Consider the following 22,521-nt stretch of genomic DNA (forward strand, 5'->3'; position numbering starts at 1 on the left):
GAGTAAACAGTACTTGAAAAGGAGCTAAGAAGATGATATCAAATCAAATATTGCAAAATACGATTGATGGACTAAAAGCTATTACACGAATCGAGCTAAGTGTAATGGATTTAGATGGAAAGATTATTGCGACAACAGAAGATGGAATTATCGATGAATATAATACCGCTGTTGCGGATTTTGTTATATCCCAAGCAGAAAGCCAATTGATACAAGGATACCAATTTTTCAAGGTTTTTGATGACCATTCGCCTGAGTATGTAATTTCTGCAAAGGGTGAAGCGGAGGATGTATATAAAATTGGGAAAATTGCATCTTTTCAAATACAAAACCTATTGGTTGCGTATAAGGAAAGATTCGATAAAGATAACTTTGTCAAAAACCTTCTTCTTGATAATCTATTGCTTGTGGATATTTACAATAGAGCAAAAAAACTGCATATTGAAATGGACGTAAGAAGAGTTACTTTGATTATTGAAACGAAGATTGAAAAAGATGCAAATGCATTAGAAATTGTTAGAAATATATTTCCTTCAAAAACAAAGGATTTCATTACAGCTGTAGATGAGAAAAATATAATTCTAGTAAAAGAATTAAAGGATTCAGAGACAATCGAAGATATGGAAAAAATGGCAAGTGCCATATTAGATACGTTAAATGCAGAAGCATTGAGTTCAGTCTATATAGCGATTGGAACGATTGTTAAAGATATTAAGGATGTATCTCGTTCTTATAAAGAAGCAAAAATGGCATTAGAAGTTGGAAAGATTTTCTTTGTTGAGAAACATGTTATGGCATATGACAATTTAGGCATTGGAAGACTTATTTATCAATTGCCAATACCTTTATGTAAGATGTTTATCTCCGAAATCTTTAGTACAAAATCACCTGATGATTTTGATGAAGAAACACTTACAACGATTAATAAGTTCTTTGAAAATAGCCTAAATGTATCTGAAACATCAAGACAATTATATATTCATAGAAATACCTTGGTTTACAGACTAGATAAGCTGCAAAAAAATACTGGATTAGATTTAAGAGTATTTGATGATGCGATTACTTTTAAGATTGCACTTATGGTAGTAAAATATATGAAGCATATGATTGAATCAGATTATTAAATTAATATTACGAGTATTTACCTATAGAATTATTCCCGTGTCTGTAGTAAGATAATGAGAGACATGTAGAAAGATAGGTTTTTTTGGCATGTTTTGAAACAATGAAAGACAAAATGATATGGGATAGGAGGCAGGCAAGCAATGATACGGTTTGAAAACGTTACAAAAGTTTATCCCAATGGAGTGAAGGCTTTAGATGACATCACTTTAGAAATAGAAAAGGGTGAATTTGTATTTATCGTAGGCAATAGCGGTTCGGGGAAGACAACCTTGATTAAGCTTCTTATGAAGGAATTAGATGCAACGGATGGTAAATTATATATTGATGAACAAGACGTCACCCATGTTAAACATAGTAAAGTACCAAAGATAAGAAGAAAAATGGGTGTTGTATTTCAAGACTTTAGATTGTTAAACAAAATGACGGTGTACAACAATGTGGCATTTGCCTTGAAAATCACAGAGACGTCTACTAGAAAAATTAGACGGTCCGTTCCTATGGTATTATCAATGGTTGGATTATCTAAGAAATCTGATCGGTTTCCACATGAGCTTTCAGGTGGTGAACAACAAAGGGCAGCCTTAGCTAGAGCCATTATTAATAATCCGCAGATTTTATTATGTGATGAGCCAACAGGAAATCTAGATCCAAAAACTTCGTGGGAAATAATGAAACTCCTATTAGATATAAATATGAGAGGTACCACAGTAGTAGTAGTAACACATAATAGAGAAGTAGTAAATGCAATGAAGAAAAGAGTAATTACGATTAAGGCAGGAACAGTAGCTAAAGATATTCAAAAGGGGGATTATGGTTATGAAGATTAAAACTTTTGGATATTGTGTTGAGCAAGGAGTAATTAATTTATACAAGAACAGACTAATGACATTAGCTTCCATCGGGACAATCAGTGCATGTATTTTAATTATTGGAATTTTCTATTCTATTATTTCAAATGTTGATTTTATGGTTAATGAAATTCAAAACAACATCGGAGTATCCGTATTTTTCGAAGACGGAATAACACAAGAACGTATTGATGAGTTAAAAACTATTATCGGACAACGCGAAGAAGTATATTCGATTACATATATTAGTGCTGAGGAAGCTTGGGAAGGCTTTAAAGCAGATTATTTTAAAGGTAGAGAGCAATTATTGGCAGGCTTTGAAAATGAAAATCCATTGAAGGATTCAGCATCTTTACAAGTGTTTTTAAATGATATTAGCAAACAAGCAAGCTTGGTTACTTATTTAGATACACTTCCTGACGTAAGTCATATTAGAGAGGATCGTCAAGTTACGAATGTGATAAAGAGCATAAGTGATTTAATTAAATATTTTAGTATTGCACTTGTAGCAATTTTGATTATTATTTCTGTCTTTCTTATTTCTAACACGGTAAGGCTTACGATTGAGTTGAGAAAACGAGAAATCAATATTATGAAATATGTTGGAGCTACCGATACTTTTATTAGAGGTCCCTTTGTGATTGAAGGTGCGGTGATTGGACTTGTTGGATCTATCATACCGTTAGGAATCATTTTTTATTTTTACACAGATATTATTTCTAGAATATTGCAAAAATACATTTTACTAGATGATTATTTGCTTTTTATGCCAGTTAGTGCCATATTTGTACGACTTGTTCCGTTGTCAATTTTAATAGGCGCAGGAATTGGGGTTGTAGGAAGTATGATGACCATTCATAAGCATTTAAAAGTGTAAGGACAGGGAGGGAATCTATGAAACGAGTTATCAAACACATAATAGCGCTTTTATTCGTATTTATATTACTTACTGTTAATTTATTTGCGACTACATTAGATGAATTAGAAGATAAAAAAGATGATATTGAAAATAGTATACAAGAGGGAAAAGAGGAGCTTGAGCATAAAGAGGCCTCGTTAGAGGAACTAAATGCAAGCCTAGAAAAGATTAATACTGAGCTACAACAAACTTCATTAATTGTTGAAGGTTTTGAAACACAACTCGTTGCGAAGCAGACACAAATTGAGGAAGAACAAAAAAGGTTGGACCAAGCTATTTTGGATCAAGAAAAGTACAAGACACAAGCGATCGAACGTATCAAAGTTATGTATGAATATGGTGATTCTGGCTATATTGATGTATTAATTGAATCAAAGAATATAACTGATTTTTTTACTCGTTTAGAATATTTAAATGAAATAGTTGAATATGATGATCAAATGTTTGAGAAGCTAGCACAGATTGAATTAGAAATTCAAACAACAAAAGCAAAGCTAGTTACTGAACATGCAGAATTAGAACACTTAAAGGCAGAAGCAGAACTACATAAAAATTCACTAGAAGCTTTGGTTTCGCAACAAAATGCACTTATGAAGACGATAGAAAATGATAAAGAATTGCTGTTACAACAACTTGATGAGTGGAAAAAAGCGGAAGCAGAACTTGATCAACTCATTATTAAAAAGCTAAACGAAAGTAATTTAAAATATGCTGGTGGTGAACTAAGTTGGCCAGTTGGAGGCCATTATTACATATCCTCTTACTTTGCTACAAGAATACATCCCATATATGGGTATGTTGAATCGCACACGGGACTAGATATTCCAGCCCCTTATGGAACGAATGTTACCGCAGCTGCAAATGGAGTTGTTATTTCTTCAAGATGGAGCAATTCCTATGGAAATGTAATCGTTATTGACCATGGTAGTGGATATGCTACTTTATATGCTCATAATTCGAAACGTTTGGTTAGCGAAGGAGATACTGTCACGAGAGGTCAAGTGATTGCTAACATTGGTAGTACTGGCTGGTCAACAGGAAATCATCTCCATTTTGGTGTTCAGGTGGGTGGTAAATGGGTCAACCCATTAGATTATTTTGAATAGTAAAGACTTTATAATATTGTGGCATTCAAACAATCAACGGAGTTCTTTGCGTTGATTGTTTTTGTTTTACACTAAAAAAGTTATCAATTTGCAATTGGAAAAGCGGCAGAAGTGTAACGAGGGTTTTAACTCGAGCAGCCTATTTATTAAAATGCATTTACATATAATATGGTATAATAATAAAACGAGAAAAATAAAATGATATAAGTATGGTGCGTCGGCCACTATCTTGTTAAGTGAGGAGAATAAAATGAACAAAAGAGCTTATTTATATGGTATGATGACGGGTGTTTTATTAATGGGGATATTATGGGTTGTTGTTTTAGGAGTAACTAAAATAAACAACAATATTCCAAGTGTGCTTGATGCAGTTGATGAGAAGGAATATGAAGATTTAACGGATAAGCTTGAGGACATTGATAAAGTCTTAGAATCAAAGTATTATGAAGAATACGATAATGATGCGTTAATAGAAGCAGCATACGAAGGATATGTAAGTGGAATAGGGGATCCGTACACCAGCTATTTTTCTAAAGAACAGTTTAATTTGTTTTTAGAGGATTCAGCTGGGAGCTATGAAGGAATTGGTGTCGTGGTTACTTTTGGAGAAAATGGAGAAGATATTGAGGTGCTTTCACCTTTTGCAGGATCTCCTGGCGAGAAGGCTGGTGTACATCAAGGAGATCGTATTTTAAAGGTAGACGGTGCAGAAATATCCGGTATGACGTTAGAGGAAGCGGTAAAGTTGATCAAGGGACCTAAAGGTTCTACAGTTGTTTTGTCAGTTTACAGAAAGCAAGATGATAAGATATTAGACCTTAGTATAGTCAGAGATGTAATTAATATGGAAACAGTAGCTTACGAAATGCTTGAGGGTGATATTGGATATATGAATATAAGTGGTTTTCAAGAAGTTACTTATGATCAATTTATGGTGGCGTTTCAAGCTTTAGAAGAACAAGATCAAAAAGGAATGATTATTGATTTGAGAAATAATCCAGGTGGTCTTGTTTATATTGTTTCTCAAATCGCAGATGAATTGTTGAAGGAAGGACTAATTGTATACACTGAAGATAAAGATGGAAAGAGAGAAGAAATTTTCTCTGATAAAGAGCATCAATTTAGTAAGCCACTCGTTATTCTTGTGAATGAATACAGTGCAAGTGCCTCCGAAATATTGGCAGGAGCTGTAAAAGATCATAAAGCTGGAAAAATAGTTGGAACAAAGACCTTTGGAAAAGGCTTAGTGCAAGGTTCCTATCAATTGGATGATGGTTCAGCAATTAAGGTTACTATTGCTAAATACTTCACTCCAGCAGGTAATTACATTCATAAAATAGGGATTCAACCTGACGTAGAAGTTAAGTTGCCGGATGATATTAAAAATAAATTTAAAATTGATAGAGATAAAGATACACAACTCATTAAAGCGATAGAAGTTATGAAAGGATTGTACAAATAAGAAGTAAAGGTGCATTAAATTATTGGTTACAATGGGGGGACAGAGTATGAATCAGCTATTAGAGATTATTCATATTACGTTAATTGCCATTTCTAAATCAGTTTATAATTATTGGTTTTTGATGGTGGTTTGGACTGTGTATTTTCTAATAAGAAAAATCTACAATACAAACATATATAATATAGAAAACGCTAAGTCGCCTATTGGTTCACTCATTGAATCTGTGCTTCAAGGTATACTAGTAGGGATCATTGGAAGTTTAATCATTATATTAACAGGTTTGCCTGTTAATTCTACAGTATATATAATTTATTTATTGCCTATATCATTAGCGCTGTCCTTAATTCAGGTAAGGTATTTATGTATATCTTATTCTGCAGCAGTTATGGGCCTTTTGGCGTTAATATTGAATGGGCAAATCATATTTGGATATGCATTACCAAATATGAATATGAATGTATCGGGATTAATTACACTAGTTGGTATTCTTCATTTAATGGAGAGCCTATTAATCTATTTTGTTGGTGCAGATGATTGCATGCCTATCATTTGTAAAAAAGAAGGTAAGATTATTCAAGGGCACATCCTTCAAAAATATTGGCCAATACCTCTAGCGATACTATTTGTTACAGCAGGAGAAGCATCTGGAAACGTGATCCAAATGCCTGATTGGTGGCCACTACTGAAGCCCTCTAATCCATTATTGAACTCATTGTTTTTTGGTCTAATGCCCTTTGTGGGTATTCTTGGATATAGCACGGTAACCTTTTCTGAACAACCAGAAAAGAGAGCTAAGAAAACAGGGATTATGTTATTTTTATATAGCATGCTGATTATTGCAATAGCAGTTTTAGGGAAAGAAGACAGGGTACTAATGGTAATTGGGTTGGTTTTAATGGCAGCCCTACATGAAGCAATTATGCTTCTTGAACAAAGACATGAAAAACGGCATGAACCAATCTACACAGTACCAGATCGAGGTATCAGAATTATGAGTATCATCCAAGGAGGTATTGCTGAAAAGGTTGGAATGAAAAAAGGGCAAATTATCAAAAAGATTAATGACTTGGAAGTTGTGAATGCGCAGCACTTTAAAGAGTTGATGGATAATAAATGGACATTTATGTGGATAGAGACGGAAAATTTTAATAGAGAGTTGAATACTCATGAGATAAAGGCGTATCCGGCTGGACTTGATAATCTTGGGATTAAGATATTGCCGGAGAATCCGAGGGTGTTGTTTAAGTATGAGAGTTTGAAGAAGGTTGGAGTGCTTGATTTGCTTAGGTATAGAAAGCGGAGGTAAAAGTTCGTAGGATAGAAGATTGGGTTGTCGATAAAAAGGCGATGTAGTAGAATGTAAGACAGTCAACAAAGAGGTTATACTAAGTGTTTTTTTCGCTCCAACCCGCGTCCATGCGGGTTAAGTCACGCCGTTCCGCATCCTGCTCCACTAACAAACACATAGTATAACCTCTTTGTCTCTACCGATGGTAGAGCCTTTTTATCTCTGTAATGAAGAAGTATAGTTTGCCGATCATTTTAGGATTTTAAAAGGTTTTAGGATTTCACCCCACAGTGTTACTTACTATTTCGTTAAATCGCTATCCTTCTTTAAGACATTGTTCAATATAATTACGCTCTTCAAGGTTGAGGTTCTTACGGTTGCCACTAGTTATTTGTTCTTGCATATGAACTCCTTCCTAGCGCAGGCAGGCAACTTAACCTTTGTTATACTAGAAATGTGTGCAAGACTTAATGTCACTTTTGCTATTCTGAACCAGACATTAATGGTTTTCATTTAAATGATTGATGTACATAATTTTGAATTTGGAACATATGTTTGCATTTGTGAAATTTTGTGATATAATAATAGGCATAGAAATTAGTATGAATGAACAATCATTGGTGATTCTGGTTATAGGGAAGTAAATAATGATGTAATCCGAAAGGTAGGGTGATAAAATGGCGGAATTTAATTTGGTAGCGGAATTTGAGCCTACAGGCGATCAACCTCAAGCGATTGAGGAATTGGTGGATGGGTTTGAAGCGGGGAATATATATGAAACATTGTTAGGGGTTACAGGATCTGGGAAAACTTTTACTATGGCAAATATTATAACGAGGCTTAAGAAGCCTACGTTGATATTAGCACATAATAAGACTTTGGCTGCCCAGCTTTATAGTGAATTTAAAGAGTTTTTCCCGAATAATGCAGTAGAGTATTTTGTAAGCTATTATGATTATTATCAACCTGAAGCTTATGTGCCTTCCACGGATACCTTTATTGAGAAGGATTCATCAATAAATGATGAAATAGATAAGCTTAGGCATTCAGCGACTGCGTCATTATCTGAGAGGGATGATGTTATAATTGTTGCCAGTGTATCGTGTATATATGGGCTTGGTAGTCCGATTGATTATAAGGAAATGGTGTTGTCCTTAAGACCGGGGATGACTAAGGATCGAGATGCGGTACTTCGTAAATTGGTCGACATTCAATATGATCGAAATGATTTGGATTTTTCTAGAAGTACCTTTCGGGTAAGAGGAGATGTTGTTGAAGTGTTTCCGGCTACATCAGATGAGAATGCAATCAGGATTGAATTTTTTGGGGATGAGATAGAAAGAATTACAGAAATTAATTCATTGACGGGACATGTGCTTCGAGATCTTTCGCATGCAGTTATATTTCCGGCATCTCATTATGTTACAGCTCCAGAAAACCTTGATAGAGCAATAAAAGCGATTGAAGAAGAAGCGGTATTAAGAGTAAAGGAATTTAAGGAAGAGGATAAGCTAATTGAAGCTCAAAGAATAGGTGAGAGAACAGGCTTTGATATAGAAATGTTAAGAGAAACGGGGTTTTGTTCAGGAATAGAAAACTATTCAAGACATTTGACAGGACAAGCAGAGGGAGCGCCTCCGCATACGTTGATAGACTATTTTCCAAAGGATTTCTTAATGATTGTTGACGAGTCACATATGTCGATACCTCAAATTAGAGGAATGTATGCGGGTGACCAAGCAAGAAAACAAAACTTGGTTGATTTTGGTTTTAGGCTTCCATCAGCAAAGGATAATAGACCATTGAATTTTAATGAATTTGAATCTAAAATAAATCAAATATTATTCGTTTCAGCTACACCAGGACCATATGAAAAAGAACATGAGCAGATGTATGCAGAGCAAATAATTAGACCAACAGGATTGGTGGATCCACAGGTTGAGGTAAGGCCTGTAAAGGGGCAAATAGATGATTTAATACATGAGGTTAGGAAGGAAATTGAGGAGGGCAGAAAAATATTAATAACTACCTTAACCAAGAAAATGTCTGAGGACTTAACGAATTATTTGAAGGAGATAGGAATAAGAGTTAGATATCTTCATTCTGATATTGATACCTTAGAGAGGATTGAGATTATACGTGATTTACGCTCTAATATTTTTGATGTGTTAATTGGAATTAACCTTTTAAGAGAAGGCTTAGATATACCGGAAGTTTCTCTTATTGCCATTTTAGATGCCGATAAGGAAGGCTTTTTGCGTTCTGAAACAGCATTAATTCAAACAATTGGGCGTGCTGCAAGAAATGAACGCGGAAGAGTAATTATGTATGCTGATAGAATGACAGGTTCCATGGAGCGTGCCATAGGTGAAACGAATAGGCGTAGGAAAATTCAAGAAGACTATAATATTGAACATGGCATAACACCAACGACTATTATCAAAGCAGTAAGAGATATCATTAGAATAAGCAAGGTTTCTGAAGAAAAGAGCAGATATTCCCTTGATAAAGATCCTGAATCCATGAGTATAGATGAGCTAATGGAATCAATTAAAAAGGTTACAACTGATATGAAAAAAGCAGCAGCTGATTTAGATTTTGAAAAAGCTGCTCAATTTAGAGATGAACTTATAAAACTTAAAAAATATTTACAGGAAAACCATTAATGAGGTGTGAAAATGGCTAAAGATGAAATTATCATTAAAGGTGCTAGAGAGCACAACTTAAAAAACATAGATTTAACACTGCCAAGAAATCAGTTTATCGTCTTTACTGGATTAAGCGGGTCAGGGAAATCTTCGTTAGCTTTTGATACATTATATGCGGAAGGACAAAGGCGATATGTCGAATCCTTGTCTTCCTATGCTAGGCAGTTTTTAGGACAGATGGAAAAACCAGATGTCGATAGTATAGAAGGATTATCTCCGGCAATTTCTATAGATCAAAAATCAACAAATAGAAATCCACGATCAACTGTGGGTACGGTAACAGAGATTTATGATTATTTTAGATTGCTATATGCGAGAGTTGGTATTCCCCATTGTCCTCAATGTGGAAAAGAAATAAAAAAACAATCAATAGATCAAATTGTAGACAGCATATTAGAATTGGAAGAAGGAACAAGGATTCAACTATTGGCTCCGGTAGTAAGAGGTAGAAAAGGGCAACATACGAAGCTTTTAGAGCAATCTAAGAAAAGTGGATATGTTAGAGTCATGATTGATGGCAATTTATATGAGCTATCTGAAGAAATTACTTTGGATAAAAATATAAAACATACGATTGAGATTGTAATAGATAGGCTCATAGTGAAGAAAGGTATAGATAGAAGATTATCGGATTCTATTGAAAGCGTAATGAAACTTACTGGAGGGCTCTTAACAGTTGATGTTATTGATAAGGATAGATTAGACTTTAGTCAGAACTTTTCATGTATTGATTGTGGTATTAATATAGACGAAATTGAACCTAGGATGTTTTCCTTTAACAATCCATTTGGTGCTTGTCCGGAGTGTCATGGATTAGGTTATAATATGAATTTTGATCCCGAGCTTATTATCCCCAATTCTCACCTAAGTATTTCGGGTGGGGCTATTGTTGCGCCTGGTTGGGCAGCTTCATCGACGGGAGATAGTTATGTTCGAGCCATGTTTGAAGCACTAGCAAAAAAGTACAGTTTTAGCTTGGACATACCATATATTGATCTTCAAGAGGATATTAAGAATATGCTTATGTATGGTACTAAGGGTGATAAAGTAACTGTGAATTATTCGACAGAAAGAGGTTCGGGCGCTTACGAGATGCAGTTTGAAGGAATCGTACATAGCCTAGAACGTAGATATAAAGAAACCTCATCTGACTATATGCGACAAGAATATGAAACTTATATGACAAACAATCCATGCTTTATATGTCATGGTGAAAGATTGAAGCCTGAAGCATTGGCAGTAAAAATTGGTGATCATAACATTGCTCAAGTGACGAAAATGTCGATATTAGAAATTAAGAACTTCATTGATTTTCTTGATTTAACCCCAAGACAAAAGATGATTGGGGAACAGGTAATTAAAGAAATTAGTGCGCGTATTACCTTTTTAGTTGATGTAGGACTGGATTACTTATCTCTTTCTAGATCAGCAGGGACACTATCAGGTGGAGAAGCCCAAAGAATAAGACTGGCTACTCAAATTGGTTCTGGTCTTGTTGGCGTTGTATATATTTTAGATGAACCATCTATTGGTTTGCATCAAAGAGACAATGGCAGATTACTAACTACATTAAAACGACTAAAAGATTTAGGAAATACATTAATCGTAGTTGAGCACGATGAAGATACAATGTATCAAGCAGACTGCATTGTGGATATTGGTCCTCATGCAGGGGTTCATGGTGGAGAAATAGTTGCCTTTGGTACTGCAGAAGAGATTATGAAATGCGAAAACTCAATCACAGGAGATTATTTAAGTGGTAGAAGAAAAATTGCGATTCCTGCAGAACGGAGAAAACCGAATGGTAAATGGTTATCAATCATTGGTGCAGAGGAAAACAACTTAAATGGTGTTGATGTTAGTATCCCACTTGGTATTTTAACTTGTGTTACAGGAGTTTCTGGGTCAGGTAAGAGCTCTCTTGTGAATGAAATATTATATAAAAGACTTGCGAGAGACTTAAATAGAGCAAAACAGAAACCTGGGAAACATGAAGATATGAAAGGTCTAGAGTATTTAGATAAAGTAATTGATATTGACCAATCTCCAATAGGAAGAACACCAAGATCTAATCCATCGACCTATACAGGAGTTTTTGATCATATTAGAGATATTTTCACAATGAGTTCTGAAGCCAAAATGAGAGGTTATAAGAAGGGGAGATTTAGTTTTAATGTCAAAGGTGGCAGATGTGAGGCTTGTAGTGGAGATGGTATCATCAAAATAGAAATGCACTTTCTACCAGATATTTATGTTCCTTGTGAGGTTTGTCAAGGTAAAAGATACAATAGAGAGACACTGGAAATTAAATATAAAGGGAAATCTATTGCTGATGTATTAGATATGACAGTTGAAGAAGCTTTAGAATTTTTTGAGAGTGTTCCCAAAATAAAAAACAAATTAGAAACCCTAAATGAAGTGGGATTATCGTATATTAAGTTAGGTCAACCCTCCACAACCTTATCAGGTGGAGAAGCACAACGAACAAAGTTAGCCACAGAATTAAGCAAAAGAAGTACTGGTAAAACGATGTATATCTTAGATGAGCCAACGACAGGACTTCATTTTGAAGATGTCAATAAATTAATTACTATATTACAACGATTGGTTCATAACGGTAATTCAGTATTGATTATAGAACACAATCTTGATGTAATTAAAACGGCAGATTATATTATTGATTTAGGCCCAGAGGGTGGAGATAGAGGTGGTAAAATTATTGCTATAGGAACTCCAGAAGAGGTAGCACTAGTTGAGGCATCCTATACGGGGCAATTTTTGAAAGAAATATTAAGGAAGGGTAAATAGAAAAAATATTAACCTCTATAAAAAAGCTAAATTTTGAAATTGTAATGCAATTGACATAAAATAGTTAAATAAACTTAATAATAGAGAAGAAAATAGGAATAAGGGCCTAATGAGATTTATTTGAAAGCTGTTATACTATACTCGAGGGATTTTAAAATAGTTAAATTTTGGTATATTCGAGTAATATATCGCGCAATTAAATCTAAGGAGGTATTTTTGATGAAGTTAAAAAAGAGATTAGTAGTATTTTTAGTAATGACAATCATGGTTTTTAACACCTTTGGGGTTCAAGCTACGAATAACAAACACAATGAAAATAACGGCAAGTTTAAAGATGTAAAAGACGATCACTGGGCACGAGAATACATCGAGCTTATGACAAAGTATGGTATTATTAATGGTTATGATGACAAATCCTTTAAACCTGAATCTGCGGTTTTCAGGGGAGAATTTGCAAAAATGATGGTATTGACCATGCAATTAGATCTAATCAATCCTGGAACAGGAACATTTGAAGATGTAAAAAAAGGTGATTGGCTTTATAAACACGTGGAAACAGCCAAGCCATACTTAACAGGATTCGAATTAAATGGAAAGTATTATTTTAAACCATCACTACAAGCTCAAAGAGAGGATATGGCAGTAGCAATTGTCAAAGGCCTAGGAATTGAGGCGGATAAAACGGACATGAGTGTATTAAGCACATTAAAAGATGAAAATAGTATTTCACCTATGTTAAGAAAGTATGTTGCTGCAGCAATCAATGAAGGAATAATGGTTGGAGATGATAATAAATACTTTAATCCTAAACAAACTTTAACTAGAGCAGAAGCTGCAACCTTATTAGCAAGATTAATTATTGAAAAAAAGGTAGTATTTGACGAAACAAAGATTGTTATAGACGATACATCAGTATCAACAAAGAAGCCTGTATTAACAGCAAAGACTGAAGGAAGTAAAATTGTTCTTGATTGGTCTAATGTTGAAGCAAGCGGATTTAACTACTATAAAGTAGTACTATCAAAAGGTGATTCAACTCCTTCTTATCCCGATAACGGATATGCAAAAGCTATTAGTAGCGTAACAACTTCCGGATGTGAATTAAAAGATGGAGACACCTATAATGGTGGCGACTTAGGCGGAGCAATTAAAGCGGGTCAAACATATTATGCAAGCATAACGGCAGTATATGGAGACCAAAAATATACAAGTAATGTAATTACAATAAAGATTCCAGGAACAAGTGAAGCAGCAGCTCGAACAACGACTTTATCCTCTGCAGTTCAAGGCGATAAAATTGTTCTTGATTGGTCTAATGTACCGGCAACTGGATTTTCTTACTATAAAGTTGTGCTTTCCAAAAGTGATTCAACCCCTTCTTATCCGAGTAATGGTTATGCAAAGGTTATTACGAGTGCAACTACCTCTGGATGTGAATTAAAGGCCGGGGAAACCTATAATGGAGGCGACTTAGGCGGTTCAATTAAAGCAGGTCAAACGTATTATGCAAGTATCACAGCAGTATATGGAGATCAAAAATATACAAGCAATGTTGTTACCATAACCATTCCAGGAACAACCGATGCTACTATAAAAGCTAGAACAACAATTTTATCATCATCAATCCAAGGAGATAAAGTTGCTCTTGACTGGTCCAATGTTGCAGCCACTGGATTCACCTACTATAAGGTTGTTCTTTCTAAAAGTGATTCAACCCCTTCTTATCCAGATAATGGTTATGCGAAGGTGATTACGAGTGTTACAGGCTCTGAGAGTAAAATCGGTGCTGGAGACACATATAGTGGTGGCGATTTAAGCGGATCAGTTAAAGCAGGGGAAACATATTATGCAAGCATTACTGCAGTATATGGTGATCAAAAATATACTAGTAATGTAATTACCATTAAAATCCCTGGAACAAGTGAAGCTGTTGTAAAAGCAAGGACTACTGCTTTAACTTCTTCAATTCAAGGAGATAAAGTTGTTCTTGATTGGTCTAATGTCGAAGCAGCAGAATTCTCCAATTATAAGGTTGTTCTTTCTAAAAGTGATTCAACCCCTTCTTATCCAGAAAACGGTTATGCTAAGTCCATTACCAGTGTAACTACCTCAGGATGTGAAATTAAGGCAGGGGACACATATTATAGTGGTGATATAAGTGGTTCAGTAAAAGCGGGCGAAACTTATTATGCGAGTATAACAGCAGTATATGGAGATCAAAAATATACCAGCAATGTAGTCACAATAAAGATTCCGGGAATAAATGAAGAAACTGCAAGAACGGCAGTTTTAACCTCCTCTACAGTAGATGGCAAAATTAAGTTGGCATGGACAAAAACTGATGCGACTAAATTTACTCATTATAAAGTTGTGTTATCAAAATATAACACAAGTCCTAGTTATCCGGATGATGGATATGTTGCTGTTATTTCTGATAATGAAAATATTAACTATGTCCTTGTTGCAGGAACGGACTATCAAGGTGGGGATGTAGAAACGATTACATCTGGTCAAACCTATTATGCAACAATCACATCAGTATATGAAGATGGAAAGTATACGAGTAATGTTATAACGATTACTATTCCATAAATAAAACATATAGGATGGCTATAGTTTATGCTATAGCCATTTTTTGTTGGATTTTTATTTCATAATTTATAAAGATAGTCTATAATTAATAGTGTATTTGAGTGAACTTAAATATTGGGGAATAATCCTACAAAATATTGCATGAAACTAGAGAAATGCTTAAAATATGGTAGTAAATTACCATACAAAAAATGTAAATTATTCTGTATAATGAGTAGTATATGGATTAAGATGACTTATAGTATAATAGATGGTATATAAGGAGAGTAAAGATATGGAAAGAATTGGGACGGATTTAATAGATATGGAAAGAATTATGAATGGCATTGAAGGGATTAACGCTACAAAAATCATCTACAATGACTATAATGAAATAGAGGAAATACATATTATTGCTGATCAGAATAGAGGAGCTAAACAAATATCCCGAGATATTCAATCCTTACTCATTGCAAAGTTTGATATTAAAGTTGATCATAAAAAAATTAGTGTCGCACAAATCAGTTCCGAGGAAAAAGGAGAAAAAAGCCATAGATTCTCCATTGGAGCAATTGGATATTGCCAAGTAGACAATTTGGTAGAAATAAAAGTAATTCTAAAAAAAGATGGCAAAGAATTTGAATCTACAGTAAAAGGTGCAAATTCTAGAAACAATATATACCGTTTATTTGTACAAGCCACAATAGAATGTGTTCATAATTCACTAGGAATAAACGACATATTTATTGTTGAAGACATTGTGAAGGTAATCGTTGCCAAGCAAGAAGTAGTAAATATTGCAATTTCATTTATATCTAGAGATAGAGAGGAGCTTCTTGTCGGTTGTGCAATACTTAAAAAAGATGATTATGAAGCCATAGCCAAAGCTACTCTGGATGCTGTTAATAGAAAAGTGGTACAACTAGCTATGTAATATTTTTTAGGTCGGTTTTATTTTCATTGATTCATTAGCGAAGCGATATAGCATGCTATCATTAGCGAAGTAGCAGAGCCTGATTAAAAGGAGGCTATATCAAATGAAAACTAAAGCAATCGCACTATTAATGACAATATTATCTTTATTATTGGCATCTGGCGCAACACATAGCTGGAGATAGTTTATAGGCCGACCTAAATTATATATAAGGAGATAACATGATGGAAAAAACGTCATTAAAATTAAAAGTGTACATATCCTTCATTCTTCTGTTAGGAATCTGTTCAGTTATTTTAGGATTTGGTTATTTAACGCGTGAAAACATAACTACATTGTTATTTTTTACAGTATTAGGTATTATCGCAGAATCAGTTGCCATAAGAATGAGTAACGGTATAGCGATTTCAGTAAGTCTTGGGGTAGGTCTATCGGCAGTATTAATATTTCAATCACCTGTCGTATGTATCATATCATTTTTTTCAATGCTTCTTTTCTTTGAATCTGTTGATGGTAAAGTAATCCATATATTTAATAGTTCTATCATTAAAAGACTATTTAGTGGTAGTGCATTTGCAATATCTTTATTTTTTGCAAATGTTGGTTATGATATTTCAACTAAATTATTCTGGAAATTTCAATTTCAAGGCTACAATATTATTGGTATTTTGATGATTATTTTAATATTTAGCATATTAGATACGGGTATTTTTTTGACACTTATATCTTTAATCGAAAACAAAACTATTCATAATGTCGTAAATGAAGAAACATGGTTAGCTCTGTTAGTAGACTTCATAGCGATTACACCACTTGGTGTTATAATTGCTGTAATTTTTAGCAATTACGGTATGTTTGCAGTTGCGCTTTTTTTCGGACCATTGTTATTAGCGCGTTATTCGTTTAAGCTTTATATAGATATGAAAAGAATGTATTCAGAAACAATTGTGGCATTGTCTAATGCTATTGATGCCAAAGATCAATATACATGTGGGCATTCCCATAGAGTGGCGGATTATGCAGTAGAAATAGCAAAACATATGGGTTTAAATGAAACTCAAATTGATAAAATCCGTACAGCTGCCATATTACACGATATTGGAAAGATTGGGATTGATGATATTATACTGAATAAACCAGGTAAACTGGAAGAAGTAGAATATGTTGAAATAAAAAAGCATCCAGAAATTGGTGCTAACATACTTATGCAAGTTGCGAACTTATCAGAAGTAGCGATGATCATTAAACATCATCATGAACGGTATGATGGTTTGGGTTATCCCGAGGGTATTGGAGAAGATTTGGTACCAATCGAGTCGTACATTATATCGGTTTCTGACGCTTTTGATGCGATGACATCAGACAGACCTTATAGAGCAGCTATTGATAATGATGTTGCAATACGAATTATTATTAGTGAATCGGGAAAACAATTTAAGCCAGAAGTCGTTAAAGCGTTATTGCAATACATCGATTATAAGGAGGAACATTTGGTTTATGCTAGTTGAAGCACTTTGTATACCCCTGATTATCGGTAAGTTAAGAGGCGGAAATTTAAAAAATCTATTAAATATTCAAGTGAAAATGTGGTGGCTCATTACTGTTGCGGGATTCGTTGAATTTTTGTCATCTTTTGTTAGAATGCAAGAGATTGGCTCTATTTGGCGAGTAATTGATGAAAATATTTTTTGGATTCATTTGATATGTTATAGTTTATTAATCTTTGTATTGATATTAAACCGGAATCAGAAGGGTTTTGTTTTACTCTTGATAGGTACCATATTAAACTTTAGTGTGATTATGGTTAACGGAGGTAGAATGCCTGTTGAGATTGGATCTGTTGAACATTTGATGTCAGCAGAGACAGTAGAAGCACTTAAATTAGGAAAAGATCTCACCCATACGGTTTTAAATGAATCTACTAGATTGAGGTTTTTAGCAGATGTTATACATTTACCCAAACCATACCCCTTCCCAAAGAGTCTCAGCATTGGAGACCTATTTTTAATTGGAGGGGTTTTTAGATTAATTCAAGCATCAATGGTAACTAAGGCAACAAAGGCTAAATAAACTTTTCAAAATTAGGCTGGAAGAATGTATTTAAAATACAAAGCATTATGGTATAATGAAAAAGATCAAATTAATTATTAGCAAGGAGTTGAAGATATTGGGTGATAGAAAGCCAATACATATTTTCGGACATCTTAATCCAGATACGGATTCAATATGTTCTGCGATAGCTTATGCGTACTTAAAGAATAGGATAGATCCAAGTATGGAATATATTCCTGCAGCATTAGGGATGGTTAATGAAGAAACGGGATATGTACTAAAGTACTATGGCGTTGAAGAGCCTAAAGTTATTTCTCATTTAAAGCCACAGGTGCTGGATATTGAGTTTATGGAAAGTACATGTGTTCATGAAATGGACTCGTTAAAAAAAGTATTGGAAGCTATCATCGGACAAGTGGGTCGTTCGGTACCTGTTGTTGATGATAGTGAAAGATTAATTGGTATAGTATCAATCTCAGATGTAGTACCTATGTTGCTTTCCACAAATAATAGTTTTGATATGAAGAAAGTAAAAATTCCTATAAAAAATCTAATAGAAATCTTAGAGCTTACCCTTCAAAAGGGGAGAATAGAAGAACAATTTATTCAAGGTAATATTTACATGTGCAGTGAACTATCGAAAGAGCAGGATATTACAAGTAATGATATAATACTCTGCAATAAAAAAGAACTTAAATTGGCTAATAAACGTGTGTTTGGAGCGGGTTATATTGTCGTTTGTGATACAAATGATGAAACTCCAAGTATCAGTGAAGATTATAATGGCGTTGTTTTTACATCACCCAAAAGTGTTTTTGAAATAATACAAAATATTATACATGCACTACCGATTTCATCAATTGTAAAAAAAGATCAACTGGAATATTTCACAACCTATGAAACGATTGATGATGTTAAGAAAAACTTTTTAACTTCAAAGTATAGAAGATTTCCAGTTGTAGATGAAGCTGGTTTTATCAAGGGCATGATTTCTAGAAGTAATTTAATGGAAGTTGAACAAAAAAAGGCAATTTTAGTAGATCACAATGAAAGAGGACAATCAATAGAAGGAATAGAAAATATAACGATTGTAGAAGTAATTGATCATCATAGGGTAGCTGATATTCAGACCATTTCCCCTTTATACTTTCGTGTTGAACCAGTAGGAAGTACTTGCACAATTGTAGCCAAAACATTTGAGGAAAACAATATAAAAATACCAAAACAGATTGCAGGTATATTGTTAAGTGGAATTTTATCTGATACTTTGGTTTTTAAATCTCCAACCTGTACAGAAATTGATAAGGTAATGGCTGAAAAGCTAGCAATGATATCAGGGGTAAACATTTATCAATATGGTATGAAGATGATTACCAAAGGTGAAAAGCTGCAAGATAAAGAGCCCGAACAAATTATTACAGGTGATATGAAGAGGTTTACATTTGGACAATATAAGGTTGTAATTTCTCAAATAAATACGGCGGACTTTGCAGGATTATATCAAATGTATCCTAAAATTCTTGAAGCAATGGAAGCAAAATGTAAATTAGATGGGCTGGATCTAGCAGTTCTCATGGTTACTAATATTGTTGTTGGTGGAACTGAGGTTATTGCCACAGGTGAAGCAAGATGGATTGCTGAAAATGCCTTTAATATGACGAAAAGCGATGAAAGCATCTTTTTGAATCAAACCTTTTCTAGAAAAAAACAAATCGTTCCCAAGCTTATGAAAGCAGCACAACTATAAGGGATAAGAGAAATTTAATAGGTATCATATAAATGAGCTCAGCAGGAGATTAAATCTAATGCTGAGCTTTTGTGTTCAAGGAATGTCCAGAATGACTCTATGTGTATGAGATTGGTAGAAAGTGCTAATACTAAGTAAAAATGCAAAGGATGATTATATGACTGGAAAAGATTTGCAAGAGAACATAGCTTATTTTAAAAGACGTTTCAAATCTGATTCTACGGTTATCTTTAGAGATCTTGAAAGTGACTGTGGACAGATAAAAGGTTGTTTGATCTTTATTAAGGGCATGATTAATCATGAAATCATCAGTCGAAGCATCATTTTGCCGATTCAAAGACTAAATCTTGAAAAGAAACAACATAATAGCGACATCCTATCTTTCTTGAAGAAAAGAATTATTACTGCGGATGAGATACAGCTCGTCACAGAGACAGAGTTCATTGTAAAGAGTCTACTATATGGAGATACTCTGCTGATGATAGATGGGTATTCTGCCTGCTTATTGATTCAAACCAAGGGGTGGGAAAAACGAGGTATAAACGAACCAGATACCGAACGGGCGATATTAGGATCAAAGGAGGCTTTTACAGAGTCAATTGTAACCAATTTAACCATGATAAGAAGAAGAATTATCGATTCGGATCTGAAATTTGAAGCCATGGAAGTTGGAACGGTTACAAGGACGAAAATTTTCATGATATATTTGGAAAATGTGGCACCACAAGAATTGATTGATGAAATAAAAACAAAAATAAACTCCATAAAAATAGACGCTGTGTTAGATTCACAGTACATCACAGAGTGTATTTCTAATCAACCCTTATCTATTTTTAGAACGGTAGGGCTATCAGAAAGGCCGGATGTGATTACTGCTAAACTACTAGAAGGAAGAGTAGCAATAGCTTGCGATGGAACACCAGAATTAATTTATGGACCTTACTTATTTTATGAGCAATTTATGGTGAATGAAGACTATTACAATAATTATATATTTTCTTTTATAAATCGAGTATTAAGGATTTTTGCTTTCTTAGTTAGTACAAGTATACCGGCAATTTATATTGCACTCATTAGCTTTCATCAACAAATGCTACCGAGGGAGATCTTTATGAGTATATCAGCCTCGAGAGAAGGCGTTCCTTTTCCCTCATTTTTAGAAGTATTTTTATTGCTAATGACCTTTGAATTAATTAGAGAAGCTGGAACGAGATTACCTAAGAATATAGGTAATGCAATAAGCATTGTTGGAGCCCTTATCTTGGGAGAAGCAGCAGTAGGTGCTCAAATTGTCAGTGCTCCGGTTGTTATAGTTGCTGCGCTAACAGGCATTACAAGTATAATGTTGACGCAAAATATTCATTCATTAATGGTCATACGGTATGGGTTATTAAGCATTTCGGGAATATTTGGAATGTATGGATATATTTTTGGAGTTATGGTGCTATCTATTTATTTGTTAAGCTTAAACAGTTTTGGAGTGCCATATATGACCTTTATTTATAATATGCGAGTCAATAACGATTCGATTTTTCGAAAACCGTTTCAATACAATAGGAACAATGTAAGAACATTGTTAAAGAGAAGTAAAAATGAGGTAACAGACAAGTGAAAAAAGTTATTTTAATAATACTCCTAGTACTTGCTACAGCACTTGAGACAACAAGTTGTGATTATAAACCAATAGAAAATATACCGATGGTTATAGGCTTAGCAGTTGATCCCATAGAAGATGGATATAGATTAACAGCAAAGGTAGTAATACCGGCAGGAAGTTCAAATGATGGCAGTATCAGTGAGGAGATATTTATTCAATCTAGTGGAAAAACGATGTTTGATGCTGTGAGAGATTTCATTATGAAAGAAGGGCAAAAGGTGTTTTGGGGCCAGCTAGAATTCATGGTGATCAATGAAACCATTGCAGAAGAAGATATAACGGGAGTTCTTGATTTTTTTATTAGAGATAACGAAGTAAGAGAAAATATTTGGCTATTAATTTCCGATAAAGAATTAAAGGCAGAAGAAGTATTGATGGCAAGCTTTAGCGAAAAAAAACTTCAATTTTACATTTCAGATGCTTTAAAAAACATAGATTATGTATCGAAATACAGCACAATGAGTTTGATTGATTTTAGTAAAATCTACAGTGACAAGGGCAAAGAGCAAGTGCTCCCATTCATTAAAATTGAAATAAGCCTTGGACAGAAACGAATTATACTAAATGGAGGAAGTGTTTTCAAAGATAATAAAGCCGTAGGTCGGCTTGATGGCAAAGAAATGCAACGATATAGAATGTTATTGGGAGAGAATGCTGGAATTTATGTGATTGATTATAAAGAAAGCGGTAATGAATCTAAAATATCTTTAGAGATTGGTGATACAAAAAGTAAAGTGCGTATTCAAAAAAAGGATGGGAAGTATGTTATCACGGTACAATTAAGCATTATTGGTGTAATAGGAGAAATTGAGGATAATCGGGTTAAAATATCCACAAAAGAAAAATTAGAGGAGTTTAAAAAACATGCTGAAATTCAGTTGGAAGAGGAGCTTGCTGCCTTCATAATTAAAATTCAAAAAAACTTTGGTAGTGACATATTTGGATTTGGTGAGAAATTTAAAAATAAATATCCAAAGGTTTTTAAAGAATTAGAAGATAACTGGAATGAGGTCTTTTCCTCTTTAAATATCGAGGTTGAAGTTAAAGTAAGTATTACAGGAACGGCTCAAAATAAACAGCCGCTTTATAAGGAAGATTAATATGACATTAAGTACATGGGTAATGTTCACAGCGATTGGTTTGTTGGATTTTTTTTGGAATTTAAAAAAAATGAGTAAAAAAGATTTGAGGCTCTATATATTCATTTTTCTTCTCTTTCAAATTTTATATGTCCTAGTAAGTATGGATAAGATACCCCATCACTTTGCTAGTATTGTTAAGGTATGGTAAAGGAGA

The 22,521-nt window shown here is 34.1% G+C and carries 16 protein-coding genes; all 16 read left to right on the forward strand.

Features of this window, described 5'->3' with window-relative positions; translation table 11 throughout:
• Positions 1–32 precede the first annotated feature (32 nt).
• Positions 33–1,124, forward strand: coding sequence for a CdaR family transcriptional regulator (locus CVU84_07245; GenBank protein PKM95109.1), 1,092 nt, complete (start codon positions 33–35; stop codon positions 1,122–1,124).
• A 141-nt stretch (positions 1,125–1,265) separates the two neighbouring features.
• Positions 1,266–1,952, forward strand: coding sequence for a cell division ATP-binding protein FtsE (gene ftsE / locus CVU84_07250; GenBank protein ID PKM95110.1), 687 nt, complete (start codon positions 1,266–1,268; stop codon positions 1,950–1,952).
• Positions 1,936–2,850: an ABC transporter permease gene (locus CVU84_07255; protein ID PKM95111.1), complete on the forward strand. Its 915-nt coding sequence runs from the start codon at positions 1,936–1,938 to the stop codon at positions 2,848–2,850. Before ftsE ends, CVU84_07255 begins: the two co-directional genes overlap by 17 nt.
• A 17-nt stretch (positions 2,851–2,867) precedes the next feature.
• The gene (locus CVU84_07260; protein ID PKM95112.1) at positions 2,868–3,998 is read left to right on the forward strand and encodes a hypothetical protein; all 1,131 of its coding nucleotides are present in this window, start codon (positions 2,868–2,870) and stop codon (positions 3,996–3,998) included.
• A 250-nt stretch (positions 3,999–4,248) separates the two neighbouring features.
• Positions 4,249–5,460: a hypothetical protein gene (locus CVU84_07265; GenBank protein PKM95113.1), complete on the forward strand. Its 1,212-nt coding sequence runs from the start codon at positions 4,249–4,251 to the stop codon at positions 5,458–5,460.
• Between the two features lie 46 nt (positions 5,461–5,506).
• On the forward strand, positions 5,507–6,766 hold the full coding sequence (locus CVU84_07270; GenBank protein ID PKM95114.1) for a hypothetical protein: 1,260 nt from the start codon (positions 5,507–5,509) through the stop codon (positions 6,764–6,766).
• 659 nt (positions 6,767–7,425) lie between these two features.
• Positions 7,426–9,414 carry an excinuclease ABC subunit B gene (locus tag CVU84_07275; GenBank protein PKM95115.1) on the forward strand — a complete coding sequence of 663 codons (1,989 nt, stop codon included), beginning with the start codon at positions 7,426–7,428 and terminating at the stop codon, positions 9,412–9,414.
• Between the two features lie 12 nt (positions 9,415–9,426).
• Positions 9,427–12,264, forward strand: coding sequence for an ABC-ATPase UvrA (uvrA, locus tag CVU84_07280; GenBank protein ID PKM95116.1), 2,838 nt, complete (start codon positions 9,427–9,429; stop codon positions 12,262–12,264).
• A gap of 219 nt (positions 12,265–12,483) precedes the next feature.
• The gene (locus CVU84_07285) at positions 12,484–14,856 is read left to right on the forward strand and encodes a hypothetical protein (GenBank protein ID PKM95117.1); all 2,373 of its coding nucleotides are present in this window, start codon (positions 12,484–12,486) and stop codon (positions 14,854–14,856) included.
• Between the two features lie 274 nt (positions 14,857–15,130).
• Positions 15,131–15,769 carry a hypothetical protein gene (locus tag CVU84_07290; protein PKM95118.1) on the forward strand — a complete coding sequence of 213 codons (639 nt, stop codon included), beginning with the start codon at positions 15,131–15,133 and terminating at the stop codon, positions 15,767–15,769.
• A 221-nt stretch (positions 15,770–15,990) separates the two neighbouring features.
• Positions 15,991–17,277: a hypothetical protein gene (locus tag CVU84_07295; protein PKM95119.1), complete on the forward strand. Its 1,287-nt coding sequence runs from the start codon at positions 15,991–15,993 to the stop codon at positions 17,275–17,277.
• Positions 17,267–17,839, forward strand: a complete 573-nt coding sequence (locus CVU84_07300) for a hypothetical protein (GenBank protein PKM95120.1) — start codon at positions 17,267–17,269, stop codon at positions 17,837–17,839. The genes CVU84_07295 and CVU84_07300 overlap by 11 nt, the downstream gene beginning before the upstream one ends.
• Before the next feature lie 55 nt (positions 17,840–17,894).
• Positions 17,895–19,568, forward strand: a complete 1,674-nt coding sequence (locus CVU84_07305; protein PKM95121.1) for a manganese-dependent inorganic pyrophosphatase — start codon at positions 17,895–17,897, stop codon at positions 19,566–19,568.
• A gap of 157 nt (positions 19,569–19,725) precedes the next feature.
• Positions 19,726–21,180: a spore germination protein gene (locus tag CVU84_07310; GenBank protein ID PKM95122.1), complete on the forward strand. Its 1,455-nt coding sequence runs from the start codon at positions 19,726–19,728 to the stop codon at positions 21,178–21,180.
• A complete protein-coding gene (locus CVU84_07315) occupies positions 21,177–22,325 on the forward strand; it encodes a hypothetical protein (protein ID PKM95123.1) in 1,149 nt (382 codons plus the stop codon). Before CVU84_07310 ends, CVU84_07315 begins: the two co-directional genes overlap by 4 nt.
• Position 22,326: 1 nt before the next feature.
• Positions 22,327–22,515: a hypothetical protein gene (locus CVU84_07320; GenBank protein PKM95124.1), complete on the forward strand. Its 189-nt coding sequence runs from the start codon at positions 22,327–22,329 to the stop codon at positions 22,513–22,515.
• Positions 22,516–22,521 lie beyond the last annotated feature (6 nt).

Source organism: Firmicutes bacterium HGW-Firmicutes-1 (assembly GCA_002841625.1).
Lineage (GTDB): Bacteria > Bacillota > Clostridia > Lachnospirales > Vallitaleaceae > HGW-1.

Excerpts from the sequence above, each read along its gene's own strand:
- CVU84_07310 (PKM95122.1), top strand. The coding sequence starts at position 19,726 with ATGACTGGAAAAGATTTGCAAGAGAACATAGCTTATTTTAAAAGACGT.
- CVU84_07260 (PKM95112.1), top strand. The coding sequence starts at position 2,868 with ATGAAACGAGTTATCAAACACATAATAGCGCTTTTATTCGTATTTATA.
- CVU84_07275 (PKM95115.1), top strand. The coding sequence starts at position 7,426 with ATGGCGGAATTTAATTTGGTAGCGGAATTTGAGCCTACAGGCGATCAA.
- CVU84_07245 (PKM95109.1), top strand. The coding sequence starts at position 33 with ATGATATCAAATCAAATATTGCAAAATACGATTGATGGACTAAAAGCT.
- CVU84_07255 (PKM95111.1), top strand. The coding sequence starts at position 1,936 with ATGGTTATGAAGATTAAAACTTTTGGATATTGTGTTGAGCAAGGAGTA.
- CVU84_07320 (PKM95124.1), top strand. The coding sequence starts at position 22,327 with ATGACATTAAGTACATGGGTAATGTTCACAGCGATTGGTTTGTTGGAT.
- CVU84_07295 (PKM95119.1), top strand. The coding sequence starts at position 15,991 with ATGATGGAAAAAACGTCATTAAAATTAAAAGTGTACATATCCTTCATT.
- CVU84_07300 (PKM95120.1), top strand. The coding sequence starts at position 17,267 with ATGCTAGTTGAAGCACTTTGTATACCCCTGATTATCGGTAAGTTAAGA.
- uvrA (PKM95116.1), top strand. The coding sequence starts at position 9,427 with ATGGCTAAAGATGAAATTATCATTAAAGGTGCTAGAGAGCACAACTTA.
- CVU84_07305 (PKM95121.1), top strand. The coding sequence starts at position 17,895 with ATGAAAAAGATCAAATTAATTATTAGCAAGGAGTTGAAGATATTGGGT.
- ftsE (PKM95110.1), top strand. The coding sequence starts at position 1,266 with ATGATACGGTTTGAAAACGTTACAAAAGTTTATCCCAATGGAGTGAAG.
- CVU84_07270 (PKM95114.1), top strand. The coding sequence starts at position 5,507 with ATGAATCAGCTATTAGAGATTATTCATATTACGTTAATTGCCATTTCT.
- CVU84_07285 (PKM95117.1), top strand. The coding sequence starts at position 12,484 with ATGAAGTTAAAAAAGAGATTAGTAGTATTTTTAGTAATGACAATCATG.
- CVU84_07265 (PKM95113.1), top strand. The coding sequence starts at position 4,249 with ATGAACAAAAGAGCTTATTTATATGGTATGATGACGGGTGTTTTATTA.
- CVU84_07290 (PKM95118.1), top strand. The coding sequence starts at position 15,131 with ATGGAAAGAATTGGGACGGATTTAATAGATATGGAAAGAATTATGAAT.